The 23675-nt window shown below is 72.1% G+C and carries 18 protein-coding genes; 9 read left to right on the forward strand and 9 right to left on the reverse strand.

Features of this window, described 5'->3' with window-relative positions; genetic code table 11:
• Positions 1 to 176 precede the first annotated feature (176 nt).
• Together GGQ83_RS00610 and GGQ83_RS00615 are read left to right on the forward strand one after the other, a co-directional pair.
• Positions 177 to 3449, forward strand: coding sequence for a PAS domain S-box protein (locus tag GGQ83_RS00610; RefSeq protein ID WP_184381660.1), 3273 nt, complete (start codon positions 177 to 179; stop codon positions 3447 to 3449).
• Between the two features lie 54 nt (positions 3450 to 3503).
• Positions 3504 to 5123 (forward strand): ABC-F family ATP-binding cassette domain-containing protein, encoded by a 1620-nt coding sequence (locus GGQ83_RS00615; RefSeq protein ID WP_184381661.1) that lies wholly within the window; start codon positions 3504 to 3506, stop codon positions 5121 to 5123.
• Between the two features lie 158 nt (positions 5124 to 5281).
• Here the strand turns inward: GGQ83_RS00615 and GGQ83_RS00620 are convergent, their stop codons facing one another.
• From GGQ83_RS00620 to GGQ83_RS00630, 3 genes are all read right to left on the reverse strand, one after another.
• Positions 5282 to 6136 carry an alpha/beta fold hydrolase gene (locus GGQ83_RS00620; RefSeq protein WP_184381662.1) on the reverse strand — a complete coding sequence of 285 codons (855 nt, stop codon included), beginning with the start codon at positions 6134 to 6136 and terminating at the stop codon, positions 5282 to 5284.
• Positions 6133 to 7701 carry a GMC family oxidoreductase gene (locus GGQ83_RS00625; protein WP_184381663.1) on the reverse strand — a complete coding sequence of 523 codons (1569 nt, stop codon included), beginning with the start codon at positions 7699 to 7701 and terminating at the stop codon, positions 6133 to 6135. The genes GGQ83_RS00620 and GGQ83_RS00625 overlap by 4 nt, the downstream gene beginning before the upstream one ends.
• A gap of 91 nt (positions 7702 to 7792) precedes the next feature.
• Positions 7793 to 8698 carry a LysR substrate-binding domain-containing protein gene (locus tag GGQ83_RS00630; RefSeq protein WP_184381664.1) on the reverse strand — a complete coding sequence of 302 codons (906 nt, stop codon included), beginning with the start codon at positions 8696 to 8698 and terminating at the stop codon, positions 7793 to 7795.
• Between the two features lie 190 nt (positions 8699 to 8888).
• Here GGQ83_RS00630 and katG point away from each other — a divergent pair, with 190 nt between their 5' ends.
• The 3 genes from katG (at position 8889) to GGQ83_RS00645 (ending at position 14145) form a co-directional block, all read left to right on the forward strand.
• A complete protein-coding gene (gene katG, locus GGQ83_RS00635; RefSeq protein ID WP_184381665.1) occupies positions 8889 to 11093 on the forward strand; it encodes a catalase/peroxidase HPI in 2205 nt (734 codons plus the stop codon).
• Positions 11094 to 11228: 135 nt separating this feature from the next.
• Positions 11229 to 11666: a helix-turn-helix domain-containing protein gene (locus GGQ83_RS00640; RefSeq protein ID WP_184381666.1), complete on the forward strand. Its 438-nt coding sequence runs from the start codon at positions 11229 to 11231 to the stop codon at positions 11664 to 11666.
• A 58-nt stretch (positions 11667 to 11724) separates the two neighbouring features.
• Positions 11725 to 14145, forward strand: coding sequence for an outer membrane protein assembly factor BamB family protein (locus tag GGQ83_RS00645; protein WP_184381667.1), 2421 nt, complete (start codon positions 11725 to 11727; stop codon positions 14143 to 14145).
• Positions 14146 to 14245: 100 nt separating this feature from the next.
• On the opposite strand, the gene egtD is transcribed toward GGQ83_RS00645, so the two are convergent.
• The 5 genes from egtD to GGQ83_RS00670 form a co-directional block, all read right to left on the reverse strand.
• Positions 14246 to 15220 (reverse strand): L-histidine N(alpha)-methyltransferase, encoded by a 975-nt coding sequence (egtD, locus tag GGQ83_RS00650; RefSeq protein ID WP_184381668.1) that lies wholly within the window; start codon positions 15218 to 15220, stop codon positions 14246 to 14248.
• Positions 15217 to 16416 (reverse strand): ergothioneine biosynthesis protein EgtB, encoded by a 1200-nt coding sequence (gene egtB / locus GGQ83_RS00655; RefSeq protein WP_184381669.1) that lies wholly within the window; start codon positions 16414 to 16416, stop codon positions 15217 to 15219. Before egtB ends, egtD begins: the two co-directional genes overlap by 4 nt.
• A gap of 99 nt (positions 16417 to 16515) precedes the next feature.
• A complete protein-coding gene (locus GGQ83_RS00660; protein ID WP_184381670.1) occupies positions 16516 to 18402 on the reverse strand; it encodes a ferritin-like domain-containing protein in 1887 nt (628 codons plus the stop codon).
• Positions 18399 to 19298 carry an SMP-30/gluconolactonase/LRE family protein gene (locus GGQ83_RS00665; protein WP_184381671.1) on the reverse strand — a complete coding sequence of 300 codons (900 nt, stop codon included), beginning with the start codon at positions 19296 to 19298 and terminating at the stop codon, positions 18399 to 18401. Before GGQ83_RS00665 ends, GGQ83_RS00660 begins: the two co-directional genes overlap by 4 nt.
• Before the next feature lie 12 nt (positions 19299 to 19310).
• Positions 19311 to 20246, reverse strand: a complete 936-nt coding sequence (locus GGQ83_RS00670) for an MBL fold metallo-hydrolase (RefSeq protein WP_184381672.1) — start codon at positions 20244 to 20246, stop codon at positions 19311 to 19313.
• A 159-nt stretch (positions 20247 to 20405) separates the two neighbouring features.
• Here GGQ83_RS00670 and GGQ83_RS00675 point away from each other — a divergent pair, with 159 nt between their 5' ends.
• Genes GGQ83_RS00675 through GGQ83_RS00690 form a run of 4 tightly spaced genes read left to right on the forward strand, consistent with a single transcriptional unit; the run spans position 20406 to position 23107 of the window.
• Positions 20406 to 20822, forward strand: a complete 417-nt coding sequence (locus GGQ83_RS00675) for a DUF2141 domain-containing protein (protein ID WP_207017850.1) — start codon at positions 20406 to 20408, stop codon at positions 20820 to 20822.
• A complete protein-coding gene (locus GGQ83_RS00680) occupies positions 20819 to 21607 on the forward strand; it encodes an SDR family NAD(P)-dependent oxidoreductase (protein WP_184381674.1) in 789 nt (262 codons plus the stop codon). The genes GGQ83_RS00675 and GGQ83_RS00680 overlap by 4 nt, the downstream gene beginning before the upstream one ends.
• Positions 21597 to 22319 (forward strand): TetR/AcrR family transcriptional regulator, encoded by a 723-nt coding sequence (locus tag GGQ83_RS00685; RefSeq protein WP_221223416.1) that lies wholly within the window; start codon positions 21597 to 21599, stop codon positions 22317 to 22319. Before GGQ83_RS00680 ends, GGQ83_RS00685 begins: the two co-directional genes overlap by 11 nt.
• On the forward strand, positions 22316 to 23107 hold the full coding sequence (locus tag GGQ83_RS00690; RefSeq protein ID WP_184381675.1) for an efflux RND transporter permease subunit: 792 nt from the start codon (positions 22316 to 22318) through the stop codon (positions 23105 to 23107). The genes GGQ83_RS00685 and GGQ83_RS00690 overlap by 4 nt, the downstream gene beginning before the upstream one ends.
• Before the next feature lie 236 nt (positions 23108 to 23343).
• Here the strand turns inward: GGQ83_RS00690 and GGQ83_RS00695 are convergent, their stop codons facing one another.
• Positions 23344 to 23550: a DUF1289 domain-containing protein gene (locus GGQ83_RS00695; RefSeq protein WP_184381676.1), complete on the reverse strand. Its 207-nt coding sequence runs from the start codon at positions 23548 to 23550 to the stop codon at positions 23344 to 23346.
• Positions 23551 to 23675: the final 125 nt, after the last annotated feature.

Genomic DNA, 23675 nt, shown 5'->3' on the forward strand with positions numbered 1-23675 from the left:
GCAAGCAAGCCCAGGGGAGAGGTGGCCAAGCATGACGCCAGGCTTTTCGTCGAACCTTCCATGATACCTGCGCCGACCCGCCTTCCGCCCGGACGCGCGCCCTGCCGCTGACGCCGCCCGACCTCCCACCCGGCGCGGCCGCGCCGCGGGCCGAGCCCCCTTCCGCGCGCCTGCAGGTGGGCGTCGGCACATGGCTGCTGGGCCTCGTCCTGGCGGCCGTGCTGCCCGTCGTGCTGCTGACGATGGTCGCGGCCTGGATCGCGGCCGAAGGGGTGCGGGGGGGGCTCGATGACCGCGTCGGCCGCGTCGCGCATACCTTCGCCATGGCGGTGGAGCAGGATGTCGCGCTGACCCGCACGGTGCTGGAGGGCCTCGCCACCGACCCTCTTCTCTCCGCAATGCGCGACACCGGCCCCGATCCCGACAACCTGACCCACTTCACCGCCCATGCCCGGCAGCTTACGGCGCGGCTCGGCGCCCTTCTCTCCCTCACCGATCTGGACGGGCGCGAATGGCTCCGCATCAACGCCGCCCCCGGCGAGATCCCGCCATACCAGCTTGCGCCCGCGGCCGCGGCCCGCGCGCTGGCCACCAACGCCGTCACGGTCAGTGACCTCCTCTTCGCGGATCGGCCGGATGGGGCGCGGCTTGCGTTCTTCCTGCCGCTGGTGGGAGAGCAGGGGCGGCCTTTGGGCCTCCTGGGCGCCACCCTGCCACCCAACGCCCTGCGGGAGCGTGTCAGCGCCCACATGGTCCCGACCGGGGGGTTCATCATCGTCGCCGACGCGGCGGGGCAACGGGTGGCCGAGGCAGGGCGCGGCGCCGCGGGCGTCACGCGTCCCGCCGACGCCACCTGGCAGGAGGGCGGAGCGGCGGCCTTCCCCGCCAGGGACGCCGATGGCGCGCCCTGGCTTCTGGGCGTCACCGGCATCCCGGGGCTGCCGGGATGGACGCTGACGCTGGGTGTGCCGCTCGATGCCCACCTGGCCATGCTGCGCGCGCCCGCCCAATGGCTGTTGGTGGGCGGGCTGGTCGCGGCCGCACTCACCGGGCTGCTGGCCTGGCTGCTGGGCCGGCAATTGCTGGGCCCCGCGCGCGCGCTGGCCGCCCATGCCCGCGCCATCGCGCGCGAGACCATGGCCCCGGGGCCCGAAGGGCCGTTCCCTGCTCCTCCGGCCTTGGTCCCCACCGCCATCCGGGAGCTGGAGGAGCTGCGCCTGGGCTTCGCCGGCGCGGAGGCCGCGCTGCGCCGCCGCGCCGAGGATGCCGCCGCCCTGCTGCAGGTCCGCCAGCAGAGCGAGGAAAGGCTGCGCCAGGTGCTGGAGCAGTTGCCCGTGGGCATCAGCATCGCCGAGGCGCCCACGGGCCGCCTGATGTTCCACAACGCCCGGGCCGAGCGCATCCTGGGCCACGAACTGGCGGAAACGCCGGAGCTGGAAGCCTACCGGCAATATCCCGCCGCGCACCCCGACGGCACGCCCTACCGGCCGGAGGATTTCCCCATCCTCCGGGCGCTGCTCTTCGGCGAATGCGTGGATGGCCAGCACATGCGCTACGAGCGCGGCAATGGCGAGGCGACCTGGCTCGAGGTCAGTGCCGCGCCGATCCGCGACGCCATGGGCGAGATCGCCTTCGCGGTCTGCGCCTTCACCGATGTGGGCGCGGCCCGCGCGGCGGCGGAGGCGCTGGCCTCGGCCGAGGCGCGTTCCCGCGCGCTGTTCCAGTCGGCGCCCGTGGCCGCCTACCTCGCGGACGCCGTCACGCGCCGCATCCTGGACTGCAACGCCACCGCGACGGCCATGCTGGGCCACCCGCCGGAGACGCTGCGGGGCATGTTTCTCACCGATCTCGACGCCGGCCCGCGCCACGGCGCGCCCCGCCCGCGTGGCGCCGGCGGCCCGCGCGAGACGCGCCACCGCCACCGCGACGGCACCATGCGCGACGTGCTGGTGACGACGGTGCCGCTGGAACTGGACGGACGGCCCCTGCTCTATGCCATCGCGCTCGACGTGACCGAGCAGCGCAAGACCGAAGCCGCGCTCGCGACCAGCGAGGCCCGGCTGCGCATGGCGATGGAGGTCGCGGGGCTGGGCAGCTGGGAGGTGGATCTGCGCACCGGCACCATGTCGCGCGAGGGCCGCGTGATCCCGCCCCGGCCCGGCCTGCCGCTCGCGGGGTACACGGTGGAGGACTTCTTCTCCAAGGTGGTGCATCCCGAGGATGCGGCCCGTGTGCGCGAGACCTTCAACCTCCTCGCCAACGGGCACACCACCCGATACCGCATGGAATACCGCGTGCGCCGGCCCGACGGCCAGGGCTGGCTGCACATGGAAAGCTATGGCGTGCTGGTCGAGACCGACCCCGAGACCGGCGCGCCGCTGCGCGCGGCCGGCACCTCGCGCGACGTGACCGCGCGGCGGGAGGCGGAGGAGGCGCTGCGCGCCAGCGAGGAGCGCTTCCGCTTCGCCCTGCAAGCCGCGGGCGGCATCGGCACCTGGGACTGGGACGTGCCCAACGGCGGCATGATCGCCGATGCGGGCTATGCCAGCCTCTTCGGCGTCCCGCCGGCGCGCGCCGCCGAGGGGGTGCCGGTGGAGGAATTCCTGGCCGGCATCCATCCCGACGACCAGGCGCGCGTCCATGCGCTGCTGGACGAGGCCATCCGCCCGAACTCCCATGGCGACTACGCGGCCGAACACCGGGTGGTGGACGCCCAGGGGCGCATCCGCTGGGTGGTGGCGCGCGGCCGCTGCTACCATGACCTCTCGGGGAAGCCCGCACGCTTCCCCGGCGTGGTCATCGACATCACCGCCCGCAAGGAGGGCGAGGAGCGCCAGGCGCTGCTGGCGCATGAGGTGGACCACCGCGCCAAGAACGCGCTGGCCGTCGCGCAGTCGGTCGTGGCGCTGACCCGCGCGGAGGACCCCGCGGCCTTCCGCGCCGCGGTGTCCGGCCGCATCACGGCGCTGGCCCGCGCCCACACGCTGCTGGCGCGCGAGAGCTGGAAGGGGGCCTCCCTCGCCGTCGTGCTGGAGGCCGAGCTGGCGCCCTACCAGGACAAGGCGGCGGACGAGCTGCGCGGGCGCATCCAAGTGGCGGGGCCGGAGGTGGAACTGGCGCCGGCCGCCGTGCAGCCACTGGCCATGACGCTGCACGAGCTGACGACCAACGCGGCCAAGCACGGGGCGCTCTCGGTGCCCGGGGGCGAGGTGGATGTGGAATGGCGGCGCAGCCCGTCGGGCGGCCTGCTGCTGTCCTGGCATGAGCGGGGCGGGCCACCCGTGGCCGGGCCGCCCAAACGGCGTGGCTTCGGCGCCACGCTGATCGAGGCCACCATGCGCCGGCAGCTCGGCGGGGAGATGCACCTGGATTGGCGGCCGGAGGGTCTGCGGGCGCAGATGGAGCTGCCCGCCCTCCATCTGCGCTGGCACGGGGGCTCGGTCGCCTGAGCCGGCGGGCCATGCCATAAGCGGCCCGCCATTGCCGGAGCCACGCGCCACCCCATGATCCGCCTCGACAACATCAGCAAGCAGAACGGACGGCAGCTGCTGTTCATCGAGACCTCCGCGGCCCTGCAGCGCGGCGAGAAGATCGGCCTGGTCGGCCCCAACGGCGCGGGCAAGACCACGCTGTTCCGCATGATCACCAGCAAGGAACCGCCCGACGAGGGCCTGGTGCTGGTGGACCGCGGCGTCACCATCGGCTTCTTCAGCCAGGATGTGGGCGAGATGTCCGGCCGCAGCGCCGTGGCCGAGGTGATGGAGGGCGCGGGCGATGTCAGTGCCGTCGCCGCCGAGCTGCGCGACCTCGAAGCCGCCCTCGCCGACCCCGACACCACGGATTTCGACGCCGTGCTGGAACGCTTCGGCGAGGTGCAGGCCCGCTTCGAGGAGCTGGGCGGCTATGCGCTGGAAGGCCGCGCGCGGGAGGTGCTGGACGGGCTCGGTTTCAGCCAGGAGATGATGGAGGGCGATGTCGGCAAGCTCTCCGGCGGGTGGAAGATGCGCGTGGCGCTCGCCCGCATCCTGCTGATGCGCCCGGACGTGATGCTGCTGGACGAACCCTCGAACCACCTGGACCTGGAAAGCCTGATCTGGCTGGAGAATTTCCTGGGCGGCTATGACGGCGCCCTGCTGATGACCTCGCACGACCGCGAGTTCATGAACCGCATCGTCAACAAGATCATCGAGATCGATGGCGGCAGCCTGACCAGCTATGCCGGCGACTACGAATTCTACGAGGCCCAGCGCGCCATGGCCGAGCGCCAGCAGCAGGCGCAGTTCGAGCGCCAGCAGGCCATGCTGGCCAAGGAGATCAAGTTCATCGAGCGCTTCAAGGCCCGCGCCTCGCACGCGGCCCAGGTGCAGAGCCGCGTGAAGAAGCTCGACAAGATCGAGCGCGTGGAGCCGCCGCGCCGCCGCCAGGCCATCAGCTTCGAATTCCAGCCTGCCCCGCGCTCGGGCGATGACGTGGTGAACCTCAAGGGCGTGCACAAGCGCTACGGTTCGCGCGTGATCTATGAGGGCCTCGATTTCCTGCTGCGCCGACGCGAGCGCTGCGCGGTGCTGGGCACCAATGGCGCGGGCAAGTCCACGCTGCTGAAGCTGGCCACGGGGCACCTGGCGCCGGACACGGGCAGCGTGGCGCTCGGCGGCAGCGTGAAGATGGCCTATTTCGCGCAGCACGCCATGGAATTGCTGGATGGCGAACGCACCGTGCTGCAATCGCTGGAGGATGAGTTCCCCCGCGCGAACCAGGCCGCGCTGCGCGGCGTGGCCGGCGCCTTCGGCTTCCCGGGCGATGATGTGGACAAGCGCTGCCGCGTGCTCTCGGGCGGCGAGAAGGCGCGGCTGGTGATGGCGCGCATGCTGTTCGACCCGCCCAACTTCATCGTGCTGGACGAGCCGACCAACCATCTGGACATGGCGACCAAGGACATGCTGATCGCGGCGTTGGCGGAATACGAGGGCACCATGCTCTTCGTCTCGCACGACCGGCGCTTCCTGGCGGCGCTGTCCAACCGCATCCTGGAAGTCACGCCGGATGGCGTGCACGATTACGGCGGCGGCTACACGGAATACGTGGCACGCACGGGGCAGGAGGCACCGGGGCTGCGGAGCTAGAGCATGCTGCGTTCACATGCGTTCACGTAGCCTGCTCTAACCTTTGTTGAGAGCGGGATTCAGCGTTCTCGGTGATTCCACCTCAACGCATCCCGCTCTAGCGTCTGATCGGCTTCGGTGGAATCTCCGAAGCCGTGAATCAGCCGCTCAGTAACGCTCTACACCGGATAGGCGCGCAGGTGCTCCAGCAGCAGCGCCGTCACGCGCTCCGGCATCTGGTCGGGCGTGTAGTGGCCGCCGCCCGCCAGCACCTCGAAGCGATAGGGCGCCTCGATGAACGCCGCCGTGCCCTCCGCCGCCATGCGACCCACCGTGTCATCCGCATCACCCCAGATGAAGAGCGTGGGCACCTTCACCTTCCCGATGTCGCGATAGACGCGGCCGCGCGCGCGATACCAGGCGAGCGCCGCCTCCAACGTCTCCGCATGGCCGATCACGGCCAGGTGCTTCTCCGTCGCCTCGGGCGGGATGCCCTGGGCGGCATGGCGGGTGCGCAGCCATGCGGCGTTGTCGGCCAGCAGCTTCGGCACCGCATCGGCCTCCTGGAAGGCCTTGTGGTGGCGCGAGCGGTGGGGCTGGTCCGGGTCCTCGCGCATGGCACGGGCGAAGGCGCCGGGATGCGGGCGCGAGAGCATGGTCAGCGAGGCCAGCCGCTCCGGCACCCGCGTCGCGATGTCCCAGGCGAGGCTGCCGCCCCAGTCATGGCCGACCAGATGGAAGCGCCGTCCCGGCGCCAGCGCCTCGGCCATGGCGATGGCATCGCCGACCAGCTTCTCGATGTCGTAGTTCGCGTGCCGCGTGGTGTCCGGCCGCGCGCCCGGCGAATAGCCGCGCTGGCTGGGCGCCGCGGCGCGATAGCCGGCCTCGGCCAGCGCGGGCAACTGCTTGTCGAACAGGTGGCGTGACACGGCGAAGCCGTGCAGCAGCAGCACGAGCGGCGCGTCCCCGGGTCCGGCCAGGAACACGTCGAAGACGAGCCCCGGGCCCAGCGTGATCTTCCGGTCCTCGATCATGGCGTTGTCCTTCCCTTGTCTTGTGCGATGCGCCGCGCCGCCATCTCACCGATCATCACGCAGGTGAAGTGCAGGTTGGCGCGGCAATCCGTGGGCATGATGGAGGCGTCGGCGACGCGCAACCCCTCCACGCCACGCACCCGCAGATCCGGGTCCACCACGCCGCGCGGATCCTCGTGCGCGGTCATGCGGCAGGTGCCGGCGGCGTGCTGGATGTCGCTCGCGTGTTCCAGCATCAGCGCATCCAGCGCGTCATCGGGCAGCACGGCGGCTTCCTCCATGGAAAGCGCCGTCTCGCTGAAGGTGATGGCCTCCGCCAGCCCCGCCAGCGCCGGCTGGGCGCAAAGCCGTGCCAGCCGCCGGATGCCGTCGCGCATCCGCAGCCGGTCGGCGGGATGGTCGAGCATGTTCTCCTCCACCTCCGGCTGCGCCTCCGGGTCGGCGGAGATGAGGCGCACCTCGCCGCGCGAGAAGGCGTCGTAGAGTCCCACCGCCACCGCCCCCATCGGGCCGATGCCCGACGCATCCAGGCCGCGATGGTTGTAGGCCACCATGATCATGTCCCGCACACCGCCGCCGCCGAGCCCGCTGGAATAGGTCAGGCAGGCATTGGTGTGCCGCGCATCCAGGCCTGCCGCGCGGTGCTCGGGCTTCAGGGCGAGGTTCGCGCGCAGCACCGGGTGGTCCATGAAATGCCGCCCCACGGCGGCATTGTCGCGCAGCACCGGAATGCCCAGCGCGCGCAGCGCCTCCGCCGGGCCGATGCCGCTGCGCATCAGCAGACAGGGGCTGTGGATGGCGCCGGCACACAGCACCACCTCGCGCCCCGCCACCTCCTCCCACGGGCCGTTGCCGAAGCGCACCCGCACGCCGCGCGCGCGGGCGCCGTCGAAGAGCACGCGGTCCACCATCGCCTCGCCGCGGATGGCGAGGTTCGGGCGGCCGCGCGCGGGCTCGATATAGCCGTCATGGGTGGTGACGCGTTGGCCGTTGCGCAGGTTGATGGGGTTGCAGGCCACGCCCTCGCCCTCGGGCGCGTTGAGGTTGGCCATCCAGGGATGGCCCTCGGCGAGCGCCGCATCGCGGAAGCCAAGATCCACCGCGCCCCACTCGGCCACGGGCATGCGGAAGACGGGCAGCGGGCCGCCCTGCCGGCCGAACTCCGCGTCATCCTCGATGCGGTCGAACAGCGGCAGCACGTCGGAGGCTGCCCAGCCCTCGCAGCCCGCCTCGGCCCAGGCGTCGAAGGCGGCCGCCACGCCGCGGATCGCGATCTGCGCGTTCACCGTGGAGGAACCGCCCATGGCCTTCCCCCGCCAGTAGTATTTCGGCGCCTGGGCGCGGGTGCGGCGCGTCATCAGCCCAGGCCATTGCCATTCCGCCTGGTGCGCGGGGTCGTGCATGAAGGGGATGATGTTGGCGCTGCGCAGCGCCTGGGGCGCCTGATCGGGGCGCCAGTCGCGCCCGGCCTCCAGCAGCAGCACGCGGCGTCGCGGGTCTTCCGACAGCCGTGCCGCCAGCGCCGCCCCGGCCGAGCCCGCGCCCACCACGATCACATCCCACATGCGCCATTCCCCTGTCCTGGTAGGGGAAGGCTAGCGCCTGATCCGCGGAGGCGGAATCGCCGGAGCGGTGAATCAGCCGCTCAAGGATGCCTCACACCGCGCCCGCGGCAGCCCCCTCCGCAAAGGGCCGCAGCCGGGCGGCGATGACCTGGCCCACCGCCTCCACCGCCGCGCGGCGCGGAAAACCCGCCCGCCAGACGATGCGGATGCAGCGGCCCGCCCGCGCCGAGAGCGGCCGCAGCACCAGCCCCGCATCTTGCGCGGCGCCGGCCGCCAGGCCCGGGATCAGCGTCGTGCCATAGCCGGCCGCCACCATGTTGAGCAGGGTGGAGAGGCTGGCCGAGCGCAGCGTGCTGCCCAGCAGCCCCGCCTGGCCACAGGCCGCCAGCGCCTGGTCGCGCAGGCAATGCCCGTCCGCCAGCACCAGGATGTCCTGGGCGAGTTCGGCCTCGTCCACCAGTTCGCGCCCCGCCAGCCGGTGGTCGGGCGGCAGGGCGGCGAGGAAGGGTTCCTCAAACAGCGCCTCGCTGACCAAATCCGGCCCATCCACCTCGGTGGCGAGAAGCGCGGCGTCGAGCTGGTGGGTCCGCAGCCGCTCCAGCAGGGCCAGCGTCTGGTCCTCCCAGGGCTCGATCTCCAGGGCGGGCAGGGATTCGCGGAGCGGCGCAAAGATCAGCGGCAGCAGGTAGGGCGCCAGCGTGGGGATGATGCCCAGCCGGAACCGACCCGCCAGCGGGTCGCGCAGGTCGCGCGCCACGGCCAGGATGGCATCCGCCTCGGCGACCGCGCCCCGCACATGGCCCAGCAGCCGGTCGCAGGCATCGGTGGGCACCACGCTCTTGGCGCCGCGCTCGAAGAGGGTGACGCCCAGCGCCTCCTCCAGCTTGCGGACCTGCACGGACAGCGTGGGCTGGCTGATGCCGCAGGCCTCGGCCGCGCGGCTGAACTGCCCGTGCTCGGCGATGGCGAGGATGTAGCGGAGGTCACGGAGGTTCATGCGGGGGCCATGGCAAGCGCCATAGATGGCATCTATGACGACAGTTGAGATTAAGTGGTTCCCTTCATACTCGTGATGCCTCTAGCCTGTGGCAAGACCGCACCAGGGGGGGCGGGCCGCAACGGGCCCAACCCGGGCGGCGCGCGTCCCAACGACGGATCAACCGCAGAAGCCAGCACGGAGGCGACACATGGACGGAAATACCGCGGGCAAATGCCCGGTCATGCACGGGGCCACACCCCGCCACACCACCTTCGCCGGCCGCTCGAACCGCGACTGGTGGCCCAATGCGCTGAACCTGCGCATCCTCAGCCAGCATTCCGCCAAGTCCAACCCGATGGGCGAGGCCTTCAGCTACGCCGAGGAATTCAAGAAGCTCGACCTCGAGGCGCTGAAGCGCGACATCATGGCGCTGATGACCGTCAGTCAGCCCTGGTGGCCGGCCGACTACGGCCATTACGGCGCCTTCTTCATCCGCATGGCCTGGCACGCCGCCGGCACCTACCGCACCGGTGACGGCCGTGGCGGCGCGGGCAATGGCGCGCACCGCTTCGCGCCCGAGAATTCCTGGCCCGACAACGCCAACCTGGACAAGGCGCGGCGCCTGCTGTGGCCCATCAAGCAGAAGTACGGCAACAAGATTTCCTGGGCCGACCTCTTCGTCCTCACCGGCAATTGCGCCATCGAGTCCATGGGCCTGAAGCCTTTCGGCTTCGGCGGCGGCCGCGTGGACATCTGGGAGCCCGAGGAGGACATCTACTGGGGCACCGAGGACACCTGGCTGGGCGACAAGCGCTACCAGGGCGACCGTGAGCTGGAGAACCCGCTCGCCGCCGTGCAGATGGGCCTGATCTACGTGAACCCCGAGGGCCCGAACGGCCAGCCCGACCCCCTCGCCTCCGGCCGTGACATCCGCGAGACCTTCGCGCGCATGGCGATGAACGACGAGGAGACGGTGGCGCTGGTGGCCGGCGGCCACACCTTCGGCAAGTGCCATGGCGCGGGCGACGCCGCGCTGGTGGGCCGCGAGCCCGAGGCCGCGCCGATGGAACTGCAGGGCCTGGGCTGGCTGAGCACCCATGGCAGCGGCATGGGCGTGGACACCATCACCAGCGGCATCGAGGGCGCCTGGACCCCCGAGCCCACGAAGTGGGACAATGGCTACTTCGACATGCTGCTGGGCTTCGAGTGGGAGCTGCACAAGTCGCCCGCCGGCGCCTGGCAGTGGCACCCCACCGACAAGGCGGCCTGGACGCTGGTGCGCGACGCGCATGACCCCACGAAGCGCCACCCGCCCATGATGACCACGGCCGACATGGCCATGAAGATGGACCCGGCCTATCGCGCCATCAGCGAGCGGTTCCACAAGAACCCCGACCAGTTCGCCGATGCCTTCGCCCGCGCCTGGTTCAAGCTGACCCACCGCGACATGGGGCCGAAGGTCCGCTACCTCGGCCCGGATGTGCCCGCCGAGGAGCTGATCTGGCAGGACCCCGTGCCGGCGGTGGACCACGCGCTGGTGGATGCGGCGGACATCGCGGCGCTGAAGGCGGAGATCCTCTCCTCCGGCCTGACGACGCAGCAGCTGGTCGCCACCGCCTGGGCCTCGGCCTCGACCTTCCGGGGTTCGGACAAGCGGGGCGGCGCCAACGGCGCGCGCATCCGCCTGGCACCCCAGAAGGACTGGGAAGCCAACAACCCCGCGCAGCTCGCGATGGTGCTGGGCAAGCTGGAGGCCATCCAGGCCGGCTTCAACGCCAAGGCCAGCGGCGGCAAGAAGGTCTCGCTGGCGGACCTGATCGTGCTGGGCGGCTGCGCGGCCGTGGAGCAGGCGGCCAAGGCCGCGGGTGTCGCCATCGAGGTGCCCTTCGCCCCCGGCCGCACCGATGCCACCGACGCGCAGACCGACGTGGACAGCTTCGCGCCGCTGGAGCCGGAGGCCGATGGCTTCCGCAACTACCAGAAGCGCGACTTCACCGTGGCCCCGGAGGAGATGCTGGTGGACAAGGCCCAGCTCCTGGGTCTCACCGCGCCGGAAATGACGGCGCTGGTGGGTGGGCTGCGCGCGCTGGACGCCAATGCGGGCGGTTCCCGCCACGGCGTCTTCACCCAGCGGCCGGGCGTGCTGACGAATGACTTCTTCGTCAACCTGCTCGACATGAACACCGCCTGGGCGCCGTCCGCCGACAACCCCGGCACCTATGCGGGCCGGGACCGCGCGAGCGGGCAGGTGAAGTGGACGGGCACGCGGGTGGACCTGGTCTTCGGCTCCAACTCGCAGCTGCGCGCCCTGGCCGAGGTCTATGGCCAGTCCGACGCGCACGCCAAGTTCGTGAAGGACTTCGTGGCGGCCTGGACCAAGGTCATGAACGCGGACCGCTTCGACCTGGTCTGAGGCGGGCGTCCGATCGGCTTCGGGGACAACACCGAAGCCGGAAACCCGGCCGGGCCTGTCGTTGCACAGGCCCGGCCTCCCCGCCGCGAGGGCGGGGCAATCCGCCCAGCAAGGGCGCCCCGGGAGGATCACGCCATGCCCTATGCCGTGGACGCCACGCTGCGCGAGGCCCTGCGCCGCGCCGGCCTGCCCGCGCAGGGCCCGATGGCCCGGCTGCTGGCCCTGTTGCGCGGCGACGCCGAGACGCATTTCACCGCGGCCGCCGCCGCGCGCATGGCCGCCGCCGCCGGCATCGCGGCCCCGCCCACCGAGGTCGCGCGCCTGCTCGACACCCTGGCCGATCACGGCCTGCTGGGCCGCCTGCCCAGCCCGGGCGGCGAGGCCGTCTTCGACACGGTGCCCGAGCCGCATTCCCACCTGGTCTATGAGGAGACGGCGCAGACCGTGGACCTCCACGTCTCGCCCGAGACGCTGCTGGCCCTGCTGCGCCAGGCGCTGGCCGAACGCCCGGGCGAGGTGGAGGTGATGGTCCGCCTGCGCCGCCCGGCAACCCCAGAGCCCCGCCGCGCCTGACGCTGCAACGCCCCCGCTTGCGGCGCGTTACGTGTTCTTAACGCGGAAGGGGACATCCATGGCCATGCAACCGAGCGACCGGTTCTTCGTGTCACGGGGGTGGCGCGTCGTTCACCTGTTGCTGCTGTTGGTGGTCGGGCTGCTGGGCCTCGCTCAGGCGGGGCTGGGCGGCTGGCTTGTCGCGGTCGGCGGCACGCCCATGCACCTCGTCTGCGGCCTGCTGCTGGTCATCGCGGCCTTCCTGGGCTGGCGCCGCCCTGGCGCGGCCGAGGGCCTGGCCATGCTGGTCGCCTTCGGCGTGGCGCTGGGCTGGGCCATCTTCGAAATCGCGGGCAAGGGCTGGATGCCGGCCTGGGGCTTCGACCTGGCCGGGCGCGTGGGCATCGTCTTCGCCCTGCTGGCATTCACCTTCGCGGCCTCCATCCTGGCGCGGGTGCCGCGTTCGGGCCTCGCCGTGGGCGGGGCGGCGGGGGTCGGCATTCTCGCCAGCGCGGGCCTCGTCGCCTTCTTCTGGGAACGGCCGATGGAGCCGACGACCGGCGCCGCGCTCGCCTCGCAGCAGGTGCCGGCCGGGGGGAATGATGCCTCAGAATGGCGCGCCCATGCGGGTTCGCATCTCGGCCAGGGCTACTCGCCCGCCGCGCAGGTCACGCCCGCCAATGTCTCGCGCCTGCGCGAGGTCTGGCGCCACCGCACGCGCGACCTTCCACCCAATGAGCGCGTCTTCTACTCCGCGCAGAACACCCCCCTCGTCATCGGCGATGGCCTCTACACCTGCAGCGCCAGCGGGCAGGTCTTCGCCCTCGACCCCGCCACGGGGCAGGAGCGCTGGCATTTCGACCCGCGAACCTCGCCCAGCGTCATGGAAAGCCTGTTCAGCGTGGCCTGCCGCGCGGTGGGGCATCATGGCACGCCGGGCGCCCAGGCCTGTGGCGAGCGCATCTTCTCCACCACCGCCGATGGCCGCCTCTTCGCGCTGGATGCGCGCAACGGCACGCCCTGCGCCGAGTTCGGCGAGGGCGGCATCGTGGACCTGACGGAAGGCATGGGCATCCGCGAGCCCGGCTTCGCCTCCAGCACCTCCGGCCCCGCCGTGGTGGGGGATGCCGTCATCATCGGCCAGCAGGTCAGCGACAATCAGCGCCGCGACGCGCCCTCCGGCGTGGTCCGCGCCTATGACGCGCGCAGCGGCGCCCTGCTCTGGGCCTGGGACGCGCACCGGCCGGACGCGCAGGCGCCGCTCGCGCCGGGCGAGATCTTCCCCCGCGGCACGCCCAATGTCTGGACGCTGATCACGGCCGATGAACAGTTGGGCCTCGTCTTCCTCGGCACCGGCAATTCGGGCGCGGACCATTGGGGCGGCAACCGCACGCAAGAGGAGGATCGCTTCACCTCCGCCGTCGTGGCCGTGGATCTGGCCACCGGCGCCACCCGCTGGTCCTTCGCCACCGTGGACCATGATTTGTGGGACTACGACATCGGCGCGCAGCCGGTGGTGATGGACATGGAGATCGAGGGCGTCATGCGCCGCGTGGTGGTGCAGGGCACCAAGACCGGCTCGCTCTTCGTGCTGGACGCCGCGACCGGCGAGGCGCTGCGGCCCATCGAGCGCCGCCCCGCGCCCCAGGGCCCGCTGCTGTCGAACGAGCGTATCTCGCCCGACCAGCCACATTCGGTGTTCTACCCCAACTTCGCTGGCCACCCCGGCCCGATGCCCGAGGTGGTCGACGCGCGCCACACCTTCGGCGTGACGCCGCTGGATGCCGCCTGGTGCCGCATCCAGTTCCACCAGATGCGCTATGAGGGCATCTTCACGCCGCCCACGACCGAGGGGCGCGGCATGCTGCTCTTCCCCGGCACCATCGGCGGCATCAATTGGGGCGGGCTGGGCGTGGACCAGGCGCGTCGCATCGCCATCACCAACCACAGCCGCCTGCCCAACCAGGTGCTGATGATCCCGCAGGCCGAGGTGACGGATCGCGCCGTGGGCGATGGCGGCGCGCGTCCGGACCAGGCGACGGCGCCGCAGGCCGGCACCCCCTATGGCGTGCAGCGGCCCATGTGGCTCTCGCCGCTGGACGTGCCCTGCATCGCGCCGCCCTGGGGGTATCTCGCGGCCACGGACATGGCGACCGGCCAATTGCTGTGGTCGCAGCCGCTGGGCACGGGCTTCGACACCGGCCCGCTGCTGATGCCGACCTTCCTGCGCATCGCGACCGGCACGCCGAACATTGGCGGGCCGCTGGTGACGGCCTCGGGCCTCACCTTCATCGCCGCCGCGCAGGATGACTGGCTGCGCGCCTTCGAGACCGAGACGGGCCGCCTGCTGTGGTCCGGCCGCCTGCCCGCGGGCGGTCAGGCCAGCCCCATGACCTACATGCACCAGGGCCGGCAATACGTGGCCATCGGGGCTGCCGGGCACCAGCGGCTGGAAACCCGCACGGGCGACTACCTGGTGGTCTTCGCCCTGGACGAATGATGCGAAGGCTCGCCCGCGCCATGCGGGCGAGCCACCATCCTCGCGTGCCGGCGATGGAGGGCGGATCGGCCACGATCCGCGCCAGTGAGAGGAGGGGGCCTCAGCCCTCCTGCTTCAGCAGCCAAACGGAGAACAGCCCGTCCGCATCACCCCAATGCCGCTCGGCCTGCCAGCCGGCGGCGGCGCACAGGGCGGTGAAGCCTTCCGGCCGGTACTTGTGACTGTTCTCGGTGTGGATGGTCTCGCCACCTGCGAAGCGCAGCCGCCGCCCCGCCATCCGCACCAATTGCGGCCGCAGCGAGACGAGGTGCATCTCGATCCGCTCCTTCTCCGCGTTCCAGCGGGCCTCGTGGCGGAAGGCCGAGAGGTCGAAATCCGCCCCCAGCTCCCGGTTCAGCCGCGCCAGCAGGTTCATGTTGAAGGCGGCGGTGACGCCGGCCGCGTCGTCATAGGCGGCCTCCAGCACGGCCTGGTCCTTTACCCGGTCGGCGCCGATCAGCATCCTGGACCCTGGCCCCAGGATGCGGCCCGCCATGCGGAGAAACTCCCGCGCCGTATCAGGCGTGAAATTGCCGATGGTGGAGCCGGGGAAGAAGCCCAGCAGCGGGGTGCCGCGCGGCAGGCGCGGCAGCGGGAAGGGCCGGGTGAAATCCGCGACCACGGGCAGCACCGTCAGGCCCGGATGCGCGGCGGCGACGCGCGCCGCGCCCTCTTCCAGCCATTCGGGCGCGATGTCCACCGGCACATAGGCGGCGGGGCGCTCCATCGCGTCGAACAGCAGGCCCACCTTCTCGGCGCTGCCCGAGCCGAACTCGACCACCGCCGCCCCCGGCCCCGCCAGCGCGGCGACCTCGGCCGCGCAGCCGCGCAGAATCGCCGTCTCGGTGCGCGTCGGGTAGTATTCGGGCAGGCGGATGATGTCCTCGAACAGCCGCGCACCCTCGGCGTCGTAGAGCCATTTGCAGGGGAGCGTCTTGCGTTCGGCGGTCAGGCCCGCCACGGCATCGGCCAGCAGGGCGGCGCGCTGGGTGCGGGCCTCGGCCTCCGGGTCATACCGGTTCTCCGCGCGGCTCATGCCACGTCCTTCGCGAGGCGCAGCCCCGTGAACTGCCATCGCGCCCCGGGCGGGAAGAAGTTGCGGTAGGTCTGTCGCGAATGGCCCGGCGGCGTGGCGCGCGAGCCGCCGCGCAGCACCATCTGGCCGATCATGAACTTGCCATTGTATTCGCCCACGGCCCCCGCCCAGGGGCGAAAGCCGGGATAGGGGCGATAGGCGCTGCCGGTCCATTGCCAGACATGGCCCTCGGCGGCGAGGAAGCCCGGCAGGGCGCTGGACACCTCCCACTCCTGCTCGGTGGGCAGGCGGCAGCCGGCCCAGCGGGCATAGGCGTCCGCCTCATACCAGCTGATGTGCCGCACGGGCGCGTCGGGATGGAGCGTGCCCAGCCCACCCGGCGTGAAGCCCAGCCAGGCGCCATCGCGCGGCTCCCAGTGTTCCGGCGCCTGCCAGCCCTCGGCCTCGCATTGCGCCCAGCCCTCGGACATCCAGAGGGAGGCGGTGCGGTAGCCGCCATCCGCCACGAATTCCATCCATTCGGCGTTGGACACCGGGCGGTCCGCGATGGCGAAGGGTTCCAGGAAGACGCGGTGGCGCGGGGCCTCGTTGTCGAAGGCGAAGCCCTCGCCGTCATGGCCCACCGCCACCACGCCCGAGGGCCCGTCCAGCCAGCGCAGCATGGCGGGTGGCGGGGTGGCCTCGCGCCAGGCGGGGTCCATGGCGGGGTTGAGCGGGTTCTGCGCCATCAGGTGCAGCGCGTCGGTCAGCAGCAATTCCTGGTGCTGTTCCTCATGCCGCAAACCCAGTTCCACCAGCGTCGCGATCTCGGGCGACATCGGCCCGGCCAGCAGCGCCGTCATCGCCTGGTCCACATGCTGGCGATACGCGGTGACGCGGGCCGTGGCCGGGCGGGTCAGCATGCCGCGCCGCGGGCGCGCATGGCGGGGCCCGGCGGCCAGGTAGTAGGAGTTGAACAGGAAGGCGAAGTCCGGGTCGAAGCCCTGGTAGCCCTCCACATGCGGCTTCAGCACGAAGGTCTCGAAGAACCAGGTGGTGTGCGCGCGGTGCCACTTCGCCGGCGAAGCGTCGGGCATGGACTGCACGCACTGGTCCTCGGGCGAGAGCGGTTCGGCCAACCGCTCGGTGCCGGCGCGCAACGCCGCGTAGCGATCGGCCAGCGAGGCTTCCGCCTCCAGCCTGGCGTGCTGGTCCATATCTCTCTCCCCTTCGCGCAAGGCCGATCGCCGGGCGCGGAGGGTCCGGTCCGAGCGGTGGCTTGAGGGGGTGAACGTGCAGAGGGGCGCAGGGTTGCGTCAGTCGGCACGGAAGCCCGCGGCGGTGTGGGAGCCGTCGCAGTAAGGCTTGTTGCGCGACTGCCCGCAGCGGCACAGCAGCGCCGCCTCCGCCTTCAGCAGCGTCCGCCCCGTGCCGCTGATGATCTCCATGGCCCCCGCGACGGAGAGCGGCCCGTCGCGCTGCGGCGCCACCGCCAGCACGCCGCCACGCACCGCCAGGGCGGGGCTGTCGCTGGTCTCGGGCTCGCCCGTCGCGCGGAAGCCGGCCGCGTGATGGGAGCCGTCGCAATAGGGCTTGTTCTGCGAGGCCCCGCAGCGGCACAGCGTGGCACGATACCCGATCGCCGCGCCGCGCAACCGGATGTCGGCGCGCAGCGCGAGCGGCCCGTCCTCGCGCAGTTGCACCAGGTTCACGGGCGGCGGCGCCTCCTCCGGCCCGCCATCGTGGCGGCGATAGCGGATGGCGCCGGAGGGGCAGGCCTGCGCGACGGCGACGAGGCCCTCGGTGCTGGTGGCCTCGTCGGGCGCGATCCAGGCGCCGACCACATTGGCCTTGAACACGGCGGGCTGCTGCAGCACGCAAAAGCGCGCATGGATGCAGCGCTTCGCCTCGAAGAGGATGGTGAGGTCCCGGCCCTCGGCGGTCTCGATCTCCGGTGCCTGGGCGGCTTGCGCCTCGCCCGCCAGACGCCGCGCGATGCCGGCCAGCACCTCGCCGGCCGCGAGATGCGGCAGCAGCGCGGCGGTGCGCGCGGCGACCTCGCGGAAACGTTCGGCCAGCAGCGCCTGGGCGGCCTCACCCGGCGGCAGCGGCGCCACGTCGCGCAGCATGGCGAAGCTCATCCCCGCACGGCGCGCATCGCCACCCGCGCAGGCCGGCAAGGTGGTGAGGTGCTCGGCCACCGGGACCAGGGCGCGCATGGCGTCCACGGAAGCATCGAGGCAGGCGCGCTTGCGCGTGGCGTCCGTTTCCGCGAAGCCCTGAACCAGCGCGCGCAGCATGGCGGCATAGATGGCGTTGGCGGCGTCCATCACCGGCGCCGTCTGCGGGTGGTCCACATAGGTCTTGCCCGCGGGGTCGGGCGGGCGGCGCATGACCGGGTTGGCCACGACCGCCCGCGCCGGGGCGAAGCCTGGCTCGGCGGCGAGGCGCGCGGCATAGGCGTCCCGCACCGCGATGAAGCGGCGGTAGTGCGAGGCCTCCACATCCTCGGGCGAACCCTCGCCCTGCTCCACGATGGTGTCGAGCGCGGCCAGCGCCGAAGCGAGCCCCGTCACCGCCTGCAGCCCCGGCAGCGCGGCCAGGTCCGGCCCCACCTGCAAGGCGGGGTCGCCGGGGAAGAGCGCCGCCTCGCCCATCCCGGCCGCGAGTTGCTCCAGACCCGCGCGGAGGCTGCGATAGAGGTGCCCCACCGTCAGGTAGTCCTGCGCGCTGGGCATCAGCCTTTCGCCGGGGGTTTCGCGGCGATAGACGGGGTTGGGGGCGGCGAAGCCCGCGCCATCCTCCAGCGCCACGCCCTCGGGCCGTTCGAGGTAGATGAAGTGGTCCAGCGTCGCGCGGTCGAAGGGGGTGAGGTTCACCACCACGCCCGAGGGATGATAGCCCGGCGCCACGGGGAAGTTGGGCCGCCCGAAGCGCGGCGCGCCGCCGATGGCGGAGGTGAGGTTGGCCACCAGCGCCAGATGCGTCATCTCGTCCACCGCGACATGGAGGATGGCGCGGCGCCACTCCGCCACCATGGCGGCATCGGCGGGCGCAAGCCCATCGGCCGCGGACTTCAGGCTGAAGGCCGCGTAGAGGTAGCAGCACATCAGGTTGTGCTCGATCTCGGCGGCCTCCGCGAGAAGGTAGAGCAATTCCTCGCGCGAGGTGATGCGGATGGCGGGTTCGGGCGCGTCCATCATGCGATGGCGAGCCGCGCCAGCACCGCCTCGCCCCGCCCACCCGAGGTCAGGCCCCCCGTGCCCAGCGCATAGAGCGCGCGCCCATCGGGGGTGAGGGCCACGGCCGTGCTGCCCTCCACGCCCGGCGCCGGAATGGTGTCCGGCGTGGCGGCGCGGGGGGCGAGGCGCGCGATGCCGGTCGCGTGGGTGGCCGCGAAGATGGTGCCGTCGGCCGCCACCGCGAAATCATCCACGCCGCCGGTCATCTGCGCGAGGGTCTCGGGCATGCCGCCCGCGAGCGGCACGCGCAGCAGCAGGCGCCGCGCGGAGTTGGAAACGAGCAGGTGCTCCCCCTGCCGCTTCAGGCCGTTCACGCCCGGGTTGCGCTGCCCCTCGACGGGCGTCAGCAGCGGGTGGTCCAGCCAGGGCGCGACGGTGCCGGCCGCGAGGTCCACCGCCCAGATGCGGCCCAGCGCGCTGTCGGCCAGCAGCATCCGCCCCGGTGCCAGCAGCACGCCACCGTTGGGGAAGATGGCCTCGGGCAGGGCGATGCGGCCTTGTACGCGGCCCTCGCCATCCAGCAGCAGCACGGAGCCCGTTCCGCGCGTCGCCGCCGGGCCTTGCAGGAAGGAGGCCCCATGCGCGGCCAGCGCCTGGCGCCCATCGCCCAATGCCGTGAGGCTGACAGGGTATGCCGGCACCTCCGCGAGCATCGCGGCGCCCGCGCCCTCGCTCCAGCGCTCGATGCGACGGGCGAGGTAGTTGGTGAAGAGCACGCGCCCCTCCGGCTCCACCACCAGGTTTTCCAGGAAGGTGCCGTTGGGGAAGCGCGCGAGGATCTCGGGCGCGGACTGGGCGCGGACGGGCGCGGCCAGGAGGGACAGGGGCGCGAAGGCGAGCAGGTGACGGCGTTGCATGGCGTGTGACCCTCAGCGTGCCGCGATCTCGCGCGCAAGCGCGCCGGCGTTCAACTCGATCAGGTTGGGCATGGGGGCCACGCGCGGAAAGCCCTGGAAGCGCGCATCCATCGCCGCGCGGATGCGGCCCGTCGCCTCGGGCGAAAGCGGCGTGGCGGTGGCGAGTTCCGCACGCACCAGGCGCTCCATGGTGCGGAGGTAGTCCAGTTGCTCACGGATGAGCACACCGGCCGGGGCGGCCGCGCCATGGCCAGGCAGCGCCGTGCCCACGCCGTCATAGCGCGGCAGCGCGGCTTCGAGCTGCGCGATCCATTCGAGGGTGTGGCCGTCCAGCAGCCAGGGTGTGGCGCGGTTGCCGGCCAGGTCGGCCGTCACCAGCAGGTCATTGGCTTCGGAATACAGCAGCGTCATGCCGCTCGCCTCGCCGCGGCCCAGCTGGTCCACGCGCCATTCGGCGCCGGCGAGCGTGATGCGTTCATCCGGGCGCAGCACGCGCGTCGGCACGGGCAGGGTGTCGGGCACGCGGCCGGGGAAGAAGCCCTGCATCATCCCGATCAGCTCGCGGCCGCTGCGGGCCGCGTAGTCGCGCGTGACCTCGCTGGCGAGGATGGGCGCATCGGGAAAGGCGCGATGGACCACGTCGAGGCCCGTCACATGGTCCGCGTGTTCGTGCGAGAGAAAGATGGCCTCCACCGGCAGGCCGGTGCCGCGGGCATGGGCGACCACCTGCGCGGCCTCCACCGAGGTGCGCTGGCAATCCACGATGACGACGGAGCGCGGGCCGATCAGCAGGAAGGAGTTCACGGACCCCTGGCCCGGCCGGTCGTATTTCGCGACCTCCAGCCCCGCGCCGGGCGTATAGGCCCGCACAGGGGCAAAGGCGGCCGGAACGATGGCGAGGACGGAGAGCGCGCCGGCGGCGTGGCCGAGGCTGCGGCGGGTGACCATGGGGTGGCATCCTTGCGTGACATGGACAGTGTCAACTTCGTGAGTTGTCGGCGTCAACTGAAATGCGGGGCGTCATCGGATTGTCACATCGAATTGTGTTGACGCCGTCAACTTCGGTGCGCGATGAAGTTGACGATGTCAACACGAGAGGCCCCCGCCATGCGTCCCCTGCCCTTCCTGCTCTTCCTCCTCACGACACCCGCCGCCGCGGCGGGGCTCGACGTCACGGTCACCGGCGCGCGTGGCGCCACGGGCGAGGTGGGCTGCGCCCTCTACGCCACGGAGGCGGGCTTCCCCACCGATGCCGCGCCCGCCACGCAACTCTGGCAGCCCGCGCGCCCGGAAGGTGTCATCTGCCGCTTCGACGGGCTGCGCCCCGGGCGCTACGCGGTGGCGGTCTCGCACGACCTGAACGGCAACCGCCGCACCGACACGAACCTCTTCGGCATCCCGACCGAGGATTGGGGCGTGTCCAACAACATCCGCCCCAGCTTGCGCGCGCCGCGCTTCAGCGAAGCGGCGGTGGAGGTGCCCGAAGGCCCCGCCACGCGCATCGAGATCAGGCTCGGCCGATGAGCGCGCGCCTCGATCGTTACGGACCCTGGGCGCTGGTCACCGGTGCCTCCGACGGCATCGGCCAGGCCACGACGCAGCGCCTGGCCGCACAGGGCTTTTCGTTGCTGCTCGTGGCACGGCGGGCGCATCGGCTGGAGATGCTCGCCGCCGAATTGCGCGCGGCGCATGGTGTCGCGGTGCGATGCCTGGCGCTGGACCTCGGCACCGAGGCCGGCCTCGCCACGCTGCGCCATGAGAGTGCCGCGCATGACGTGGGCCTGCTGGTGGCGGCGGCGGGCTTCGGCACCTCGGGCCCCTTCCTCGCCGCGCCGCTCGACGAGGAACTCGCCATGCTCGACGTGAACTGCCGTGCCGTGCTGGCACTCGCGCATGAATTCGGCAACCGCTTCGCCGCGCGCGGGCGGGGCGGCATCGTGCTGTTCAGTTCGCTGGTGGCCTTCCAGGGCGTGCCGCACGCCGCCGGCTATGCCGCCACCAAGGCCTTCGTGCAGTCGCTGGCCGAGGGCATCGCGCCCGAACTCCGCGGGCGCGGCGTGGATGTGCTGGCCGTGGCCCCCGGCCCCGTCCGCAGCGGCTTCGCGGCCCGCGCCGGCATGCGGATGGGTGCCACCGAGAGCCCGGCGACGGTGGCCGATGGCCTGGTCGCGGCACTGGGCCGCCGCGCGCTGGTGCGGCCGGGAATGCTGTCCAAGGCGTTGGAATTCGCGCTCACCCCGCTGCCGCGCCGTGGCCGTGTCTGGATGATGGGCCGCGTCATGTCCGGGATGGCGCGCCATGTGGCTTGAGCCCCGCTTGGTGCCGGGCGGCAATTTGGCTAGTCTCGCCAAGCCCTTCGCCACAAGGCCCCGCATGCCACGCAAGCCCGAACCCCCGCGCGACCTGCGCGAGGCCTGCATCGCCGAGGCCCTCGCGGTCATCGAGCGCGACGGCGTCGAGGCGTTGAGCCTGCGCGAAGTCGCGCGTCGCCTCGGCGTCTCGCACCAGGCGCCCTACAAGCACTACCCCAGCCGGGATCATCTGCTGGCCGAGGTGGTGCGCCGCGCCTTCGCCGCCTTCGCGGCCCATCTGGACGCACGCCCGCGCGCGAAGGACCCCTTCGAGGACCTGCACGCCATGGGCCGCGCCTATCTCGACTACGCGCTGCGCCACCCGCTGCAATACCGGCTGATGTTCGGCACGCCCCTGCCGGATGCGGAGGCACATCCCGACATGATGTTGGATGGCCGCCACGCCTTCGGCCTGCTGAAATCCGCCATCGCGGCGCTGGACGAGGCGCGGCCCGAACCCGCCCGTCCCGCCGATCCGCGCCAGGACGCGCTGCTGGTCTGGTCCATGCTGCATGGCCTGGCCAGCATCGGCCAATGCAGCGCGCTGCAAACCCTGCGCCTGCCACGCGCGGTCATGACCGCCATGCACGCGCACGCCATGGCGCGCATGGAGGAAGGGCTGCGCGCCGCCCTGCCCGCGGCCCGCGCCACCCGCGGCCGACGAACATGATGGCGCGCGAGGCGGGCGCGGCGCTGCCGCTGGCCTGGCTCGCGGTCCTGGGTTTCCTGCTGGTGTTCCTGGTGACGGCAGGGCTGGACCGCATGGATTCGCGGCAATGGGGCGGCGTGGGCGTCTGGGTGAAGCCCATGAAGTTCCAGCTCTCGGTGGCGCTGCACCTCGCCACGCTCGCCTGGGTGGCGGGGCGGCTGGGCGAGGAGTGGCGCATGGGCTTTGTGGTGCAGTCGGTGTTGCTGCTGGCCGTGCTGATGGCGGTGCTGGAGGTGGCCTACATCACCTTCCAGGGCGCCATGCAGCAGGGCTCGCACTTCAACCTGAGCACGCGCTTCCACGCCACCATGTATTCGCTGATGGCGGCGGGGGCGGTGGTGCTGACCTCGGCCGCGGCGGTGCTGGGTGTGGTGGCGCTGCTGGACGGGCAGGCGCGGCTCGGCCCCGGGCTTCGCCACGCCGTGGCGCTGGGGCTGGTCGGCGGCACGGTGCTGACGCTCATCATCGCCTTCGACATGGGCGGGCGCATGGCGCACCATGTCGGCACGCCCGCGAACCCTGAGGCGCGCTGGCCCCTGGTCGGCTGGTCGCGCGAGGTGGGGGATCTGCGCGCGCCCCACTTCTTCGCCACCCACATGATGCAGGCGGTGCCGGCGCTGGGCTGGGCGGCGGACCGCGCGCTGCCGCCGGCCTGGGCGGTGGCGGCGGCCTGGGGGGCGGCCCTGCTCTGGGCCGCGATGACGTGGTTCTTCTATCGTGGCGCGCTGGCGGGGCGGCCCTTTCCATAGCCCGCCGGGCGGGACGATCGGGCGCCCCCCTCTCAGCGGCTAATTCATGCCCTTGGCGTTCCGCCAAGGGCGATCAGGCCCCTCTCAGCGGCTGATTCACGCCCTTGGCGTTCCGCCAAGGGCGATCAGGCGCCTCTCTGCGGCTGATTCACGCCCTTGGCATTCCGCCAAGGGCGATCAGGCGCCTCTCTGCGACTGATTCACGCCCTTGGCGTTCCGCCAAGGGCGATCAGGCGCTAGCCCTTCTTCCGCTTCGCCGCCTTGCCGGTGCGGTGGCCCGCCCGTTCCAGGGCGGCCAGCCGCGCCGGCAGGGCGTCGCGCACGGCGGGCCGCGCGTCACGGTCCTTCTTCCAGCGCTTCTTCTCGGGCTTGGCCATGCCGCAGCCGAGGCACCAACCGGTGGCCTCGTCGAAGCGGCAGACGTCGATGCAGGGGCTTGCCATGCCTTCCAGATGGGGATGTTTCGGCGCGGTGGGCACGGAAGCTTCACGCCCCTGCCATCCCGTCGCAGCAAGGCTTGGCCCACGCTCGGCCCACGGGGTGGTTTACCGCCCCCCTGCCCGCCCTA

This window comes from Roseococcus suduntuyensis (assembly GCF_014196305.1).
GTDB classification, from domain to species: Bacteria; Pseudomonadota; Alphaproteobacteria; order Acetobacterales; family Acetobacteraceae; genus Roseococcus; species Roseococcus suduntuyensis.

Bases quoted from the DNA above. Each gene is read 5' to 3' on its own strand.
- GGQ83_RS00640 (WP_184381666.1), top strand. From the start codon at position 11,229: ATGCCCTATGCCGTGGACGCCACGCTGCGCGAGGCCCTGCGCCGCGCC.
- egtB (WP_184381669.1), bottom strand. From the start codon at position 16,416: ATGGACCAGCACGCCAGGCTGGAGGCGGAAGCCTCGCTGGCCGATCGC.
- egtD (WP_184381668.1), bottom strand. From the start codon at position 15,220: ATGAGCCGCGCGGAGAACCGGTATGACCCGGAGGCCGAGGCCCGCACC.
- GGQ83_RS00620 (WP_184381662.1), bottom strand. From the start codon at position 6,136: ATGATCGAGGACCGGAAGATCACGCTGGGCCCGGGGCTCGTCTTCGAC.
- GGQ83_RS00685 (WP_221223416.1), top strand. From the start codon at position 21,597: ATGTGGCTTGAGCCCCGCTTGGTGCCGGGCGGCAATTTGGCTAGTCTC.
- GGQ83_RS00660 (WP_184381670.1), bottom strand. From the start codon at position 18,402: ATGATGGACGCGCCCGAACCCGCCATCCGCATCACCTCGCGCGAGGAA.
- GGQ83_RS00670 (WP_184381672.1), bottom strand. From the start codon at position 20,246: ATGGTCACCCGCCGCAGCCTCGGCCACGCCGCCGGCGCGCTCTCCGTC.
- GGQ83_RS00690 (WP_184381675.1), top strand. From the start codon at position 22,316: ATGATGGCGCGCGAGGCGGGCGCGGCGCTGCCGCTGGCCTGGCTCGCG.
- GGQ83_RS00625 (WP_184381663.1), bottom strand. From the start codon at position 7,701: ATGTGGGATGTGATCGTGGTGGGCGCGGGCTCGGCCGGGGCGGCGCTG.
- katG (WP_184381665.1), top strand. From the start codon at position 8,889: ATGGACGGAAATACCGCGGGCAAATGCCCGGTCATGCACGGGGCCACA.
- GGQ83_RS00675 (WP_207017850.1), top strand. From the start codon at position 20,406: ATGCGTCCCCTGCCCTTCCTGCTCTTCCTCCTCACGACACCCGCCGCC.
- GGQ83_RS00645 (WP_184381667.1), top strand. From the start codon at position 11,725: ATGGCCATGCAACCGAGCGACCGGTTCTTCGTGTCACGGGGGTGGCGC.
- GGQ83_RS00695 (WP_184381676.1), bottom strand. From the start codon at position 23,550: ATGGCAAGCCCCTGCATCGACGTCTGCCGCTTCGACGAGGCCACCGGT.
- GGQ83_RS00630 (WP_184381664.1), bottom strand. From the start codon at position 8,698: ATGAACCTCCGTGACCTCCGCTACATCCTCGCCATCGCCGAGCACGGG.
- GGQ83_RS00680 (WP_184381674.1), top strand. From the start codon at position 20,819: ATGAGCGCGCGCCTCGATCGTTACGGACCCTGGGCGCTGGTCACCGGT.
- GGQ83_RS00665 (WP_184381671.1), bottom strand. From the start codon at position 19,298: ATGCAACGCCGTCACCTGCTCGCCTTCGCGCCCCTGTCCCTCCTGGCC.
- GGQ83_RS00615 (WP_184381661.1), top strand. From the start codon at position 3,504: ATGATCCGCCTCGACAACATCAGCAAGCAGAACGGACGGCAGCTGCTG.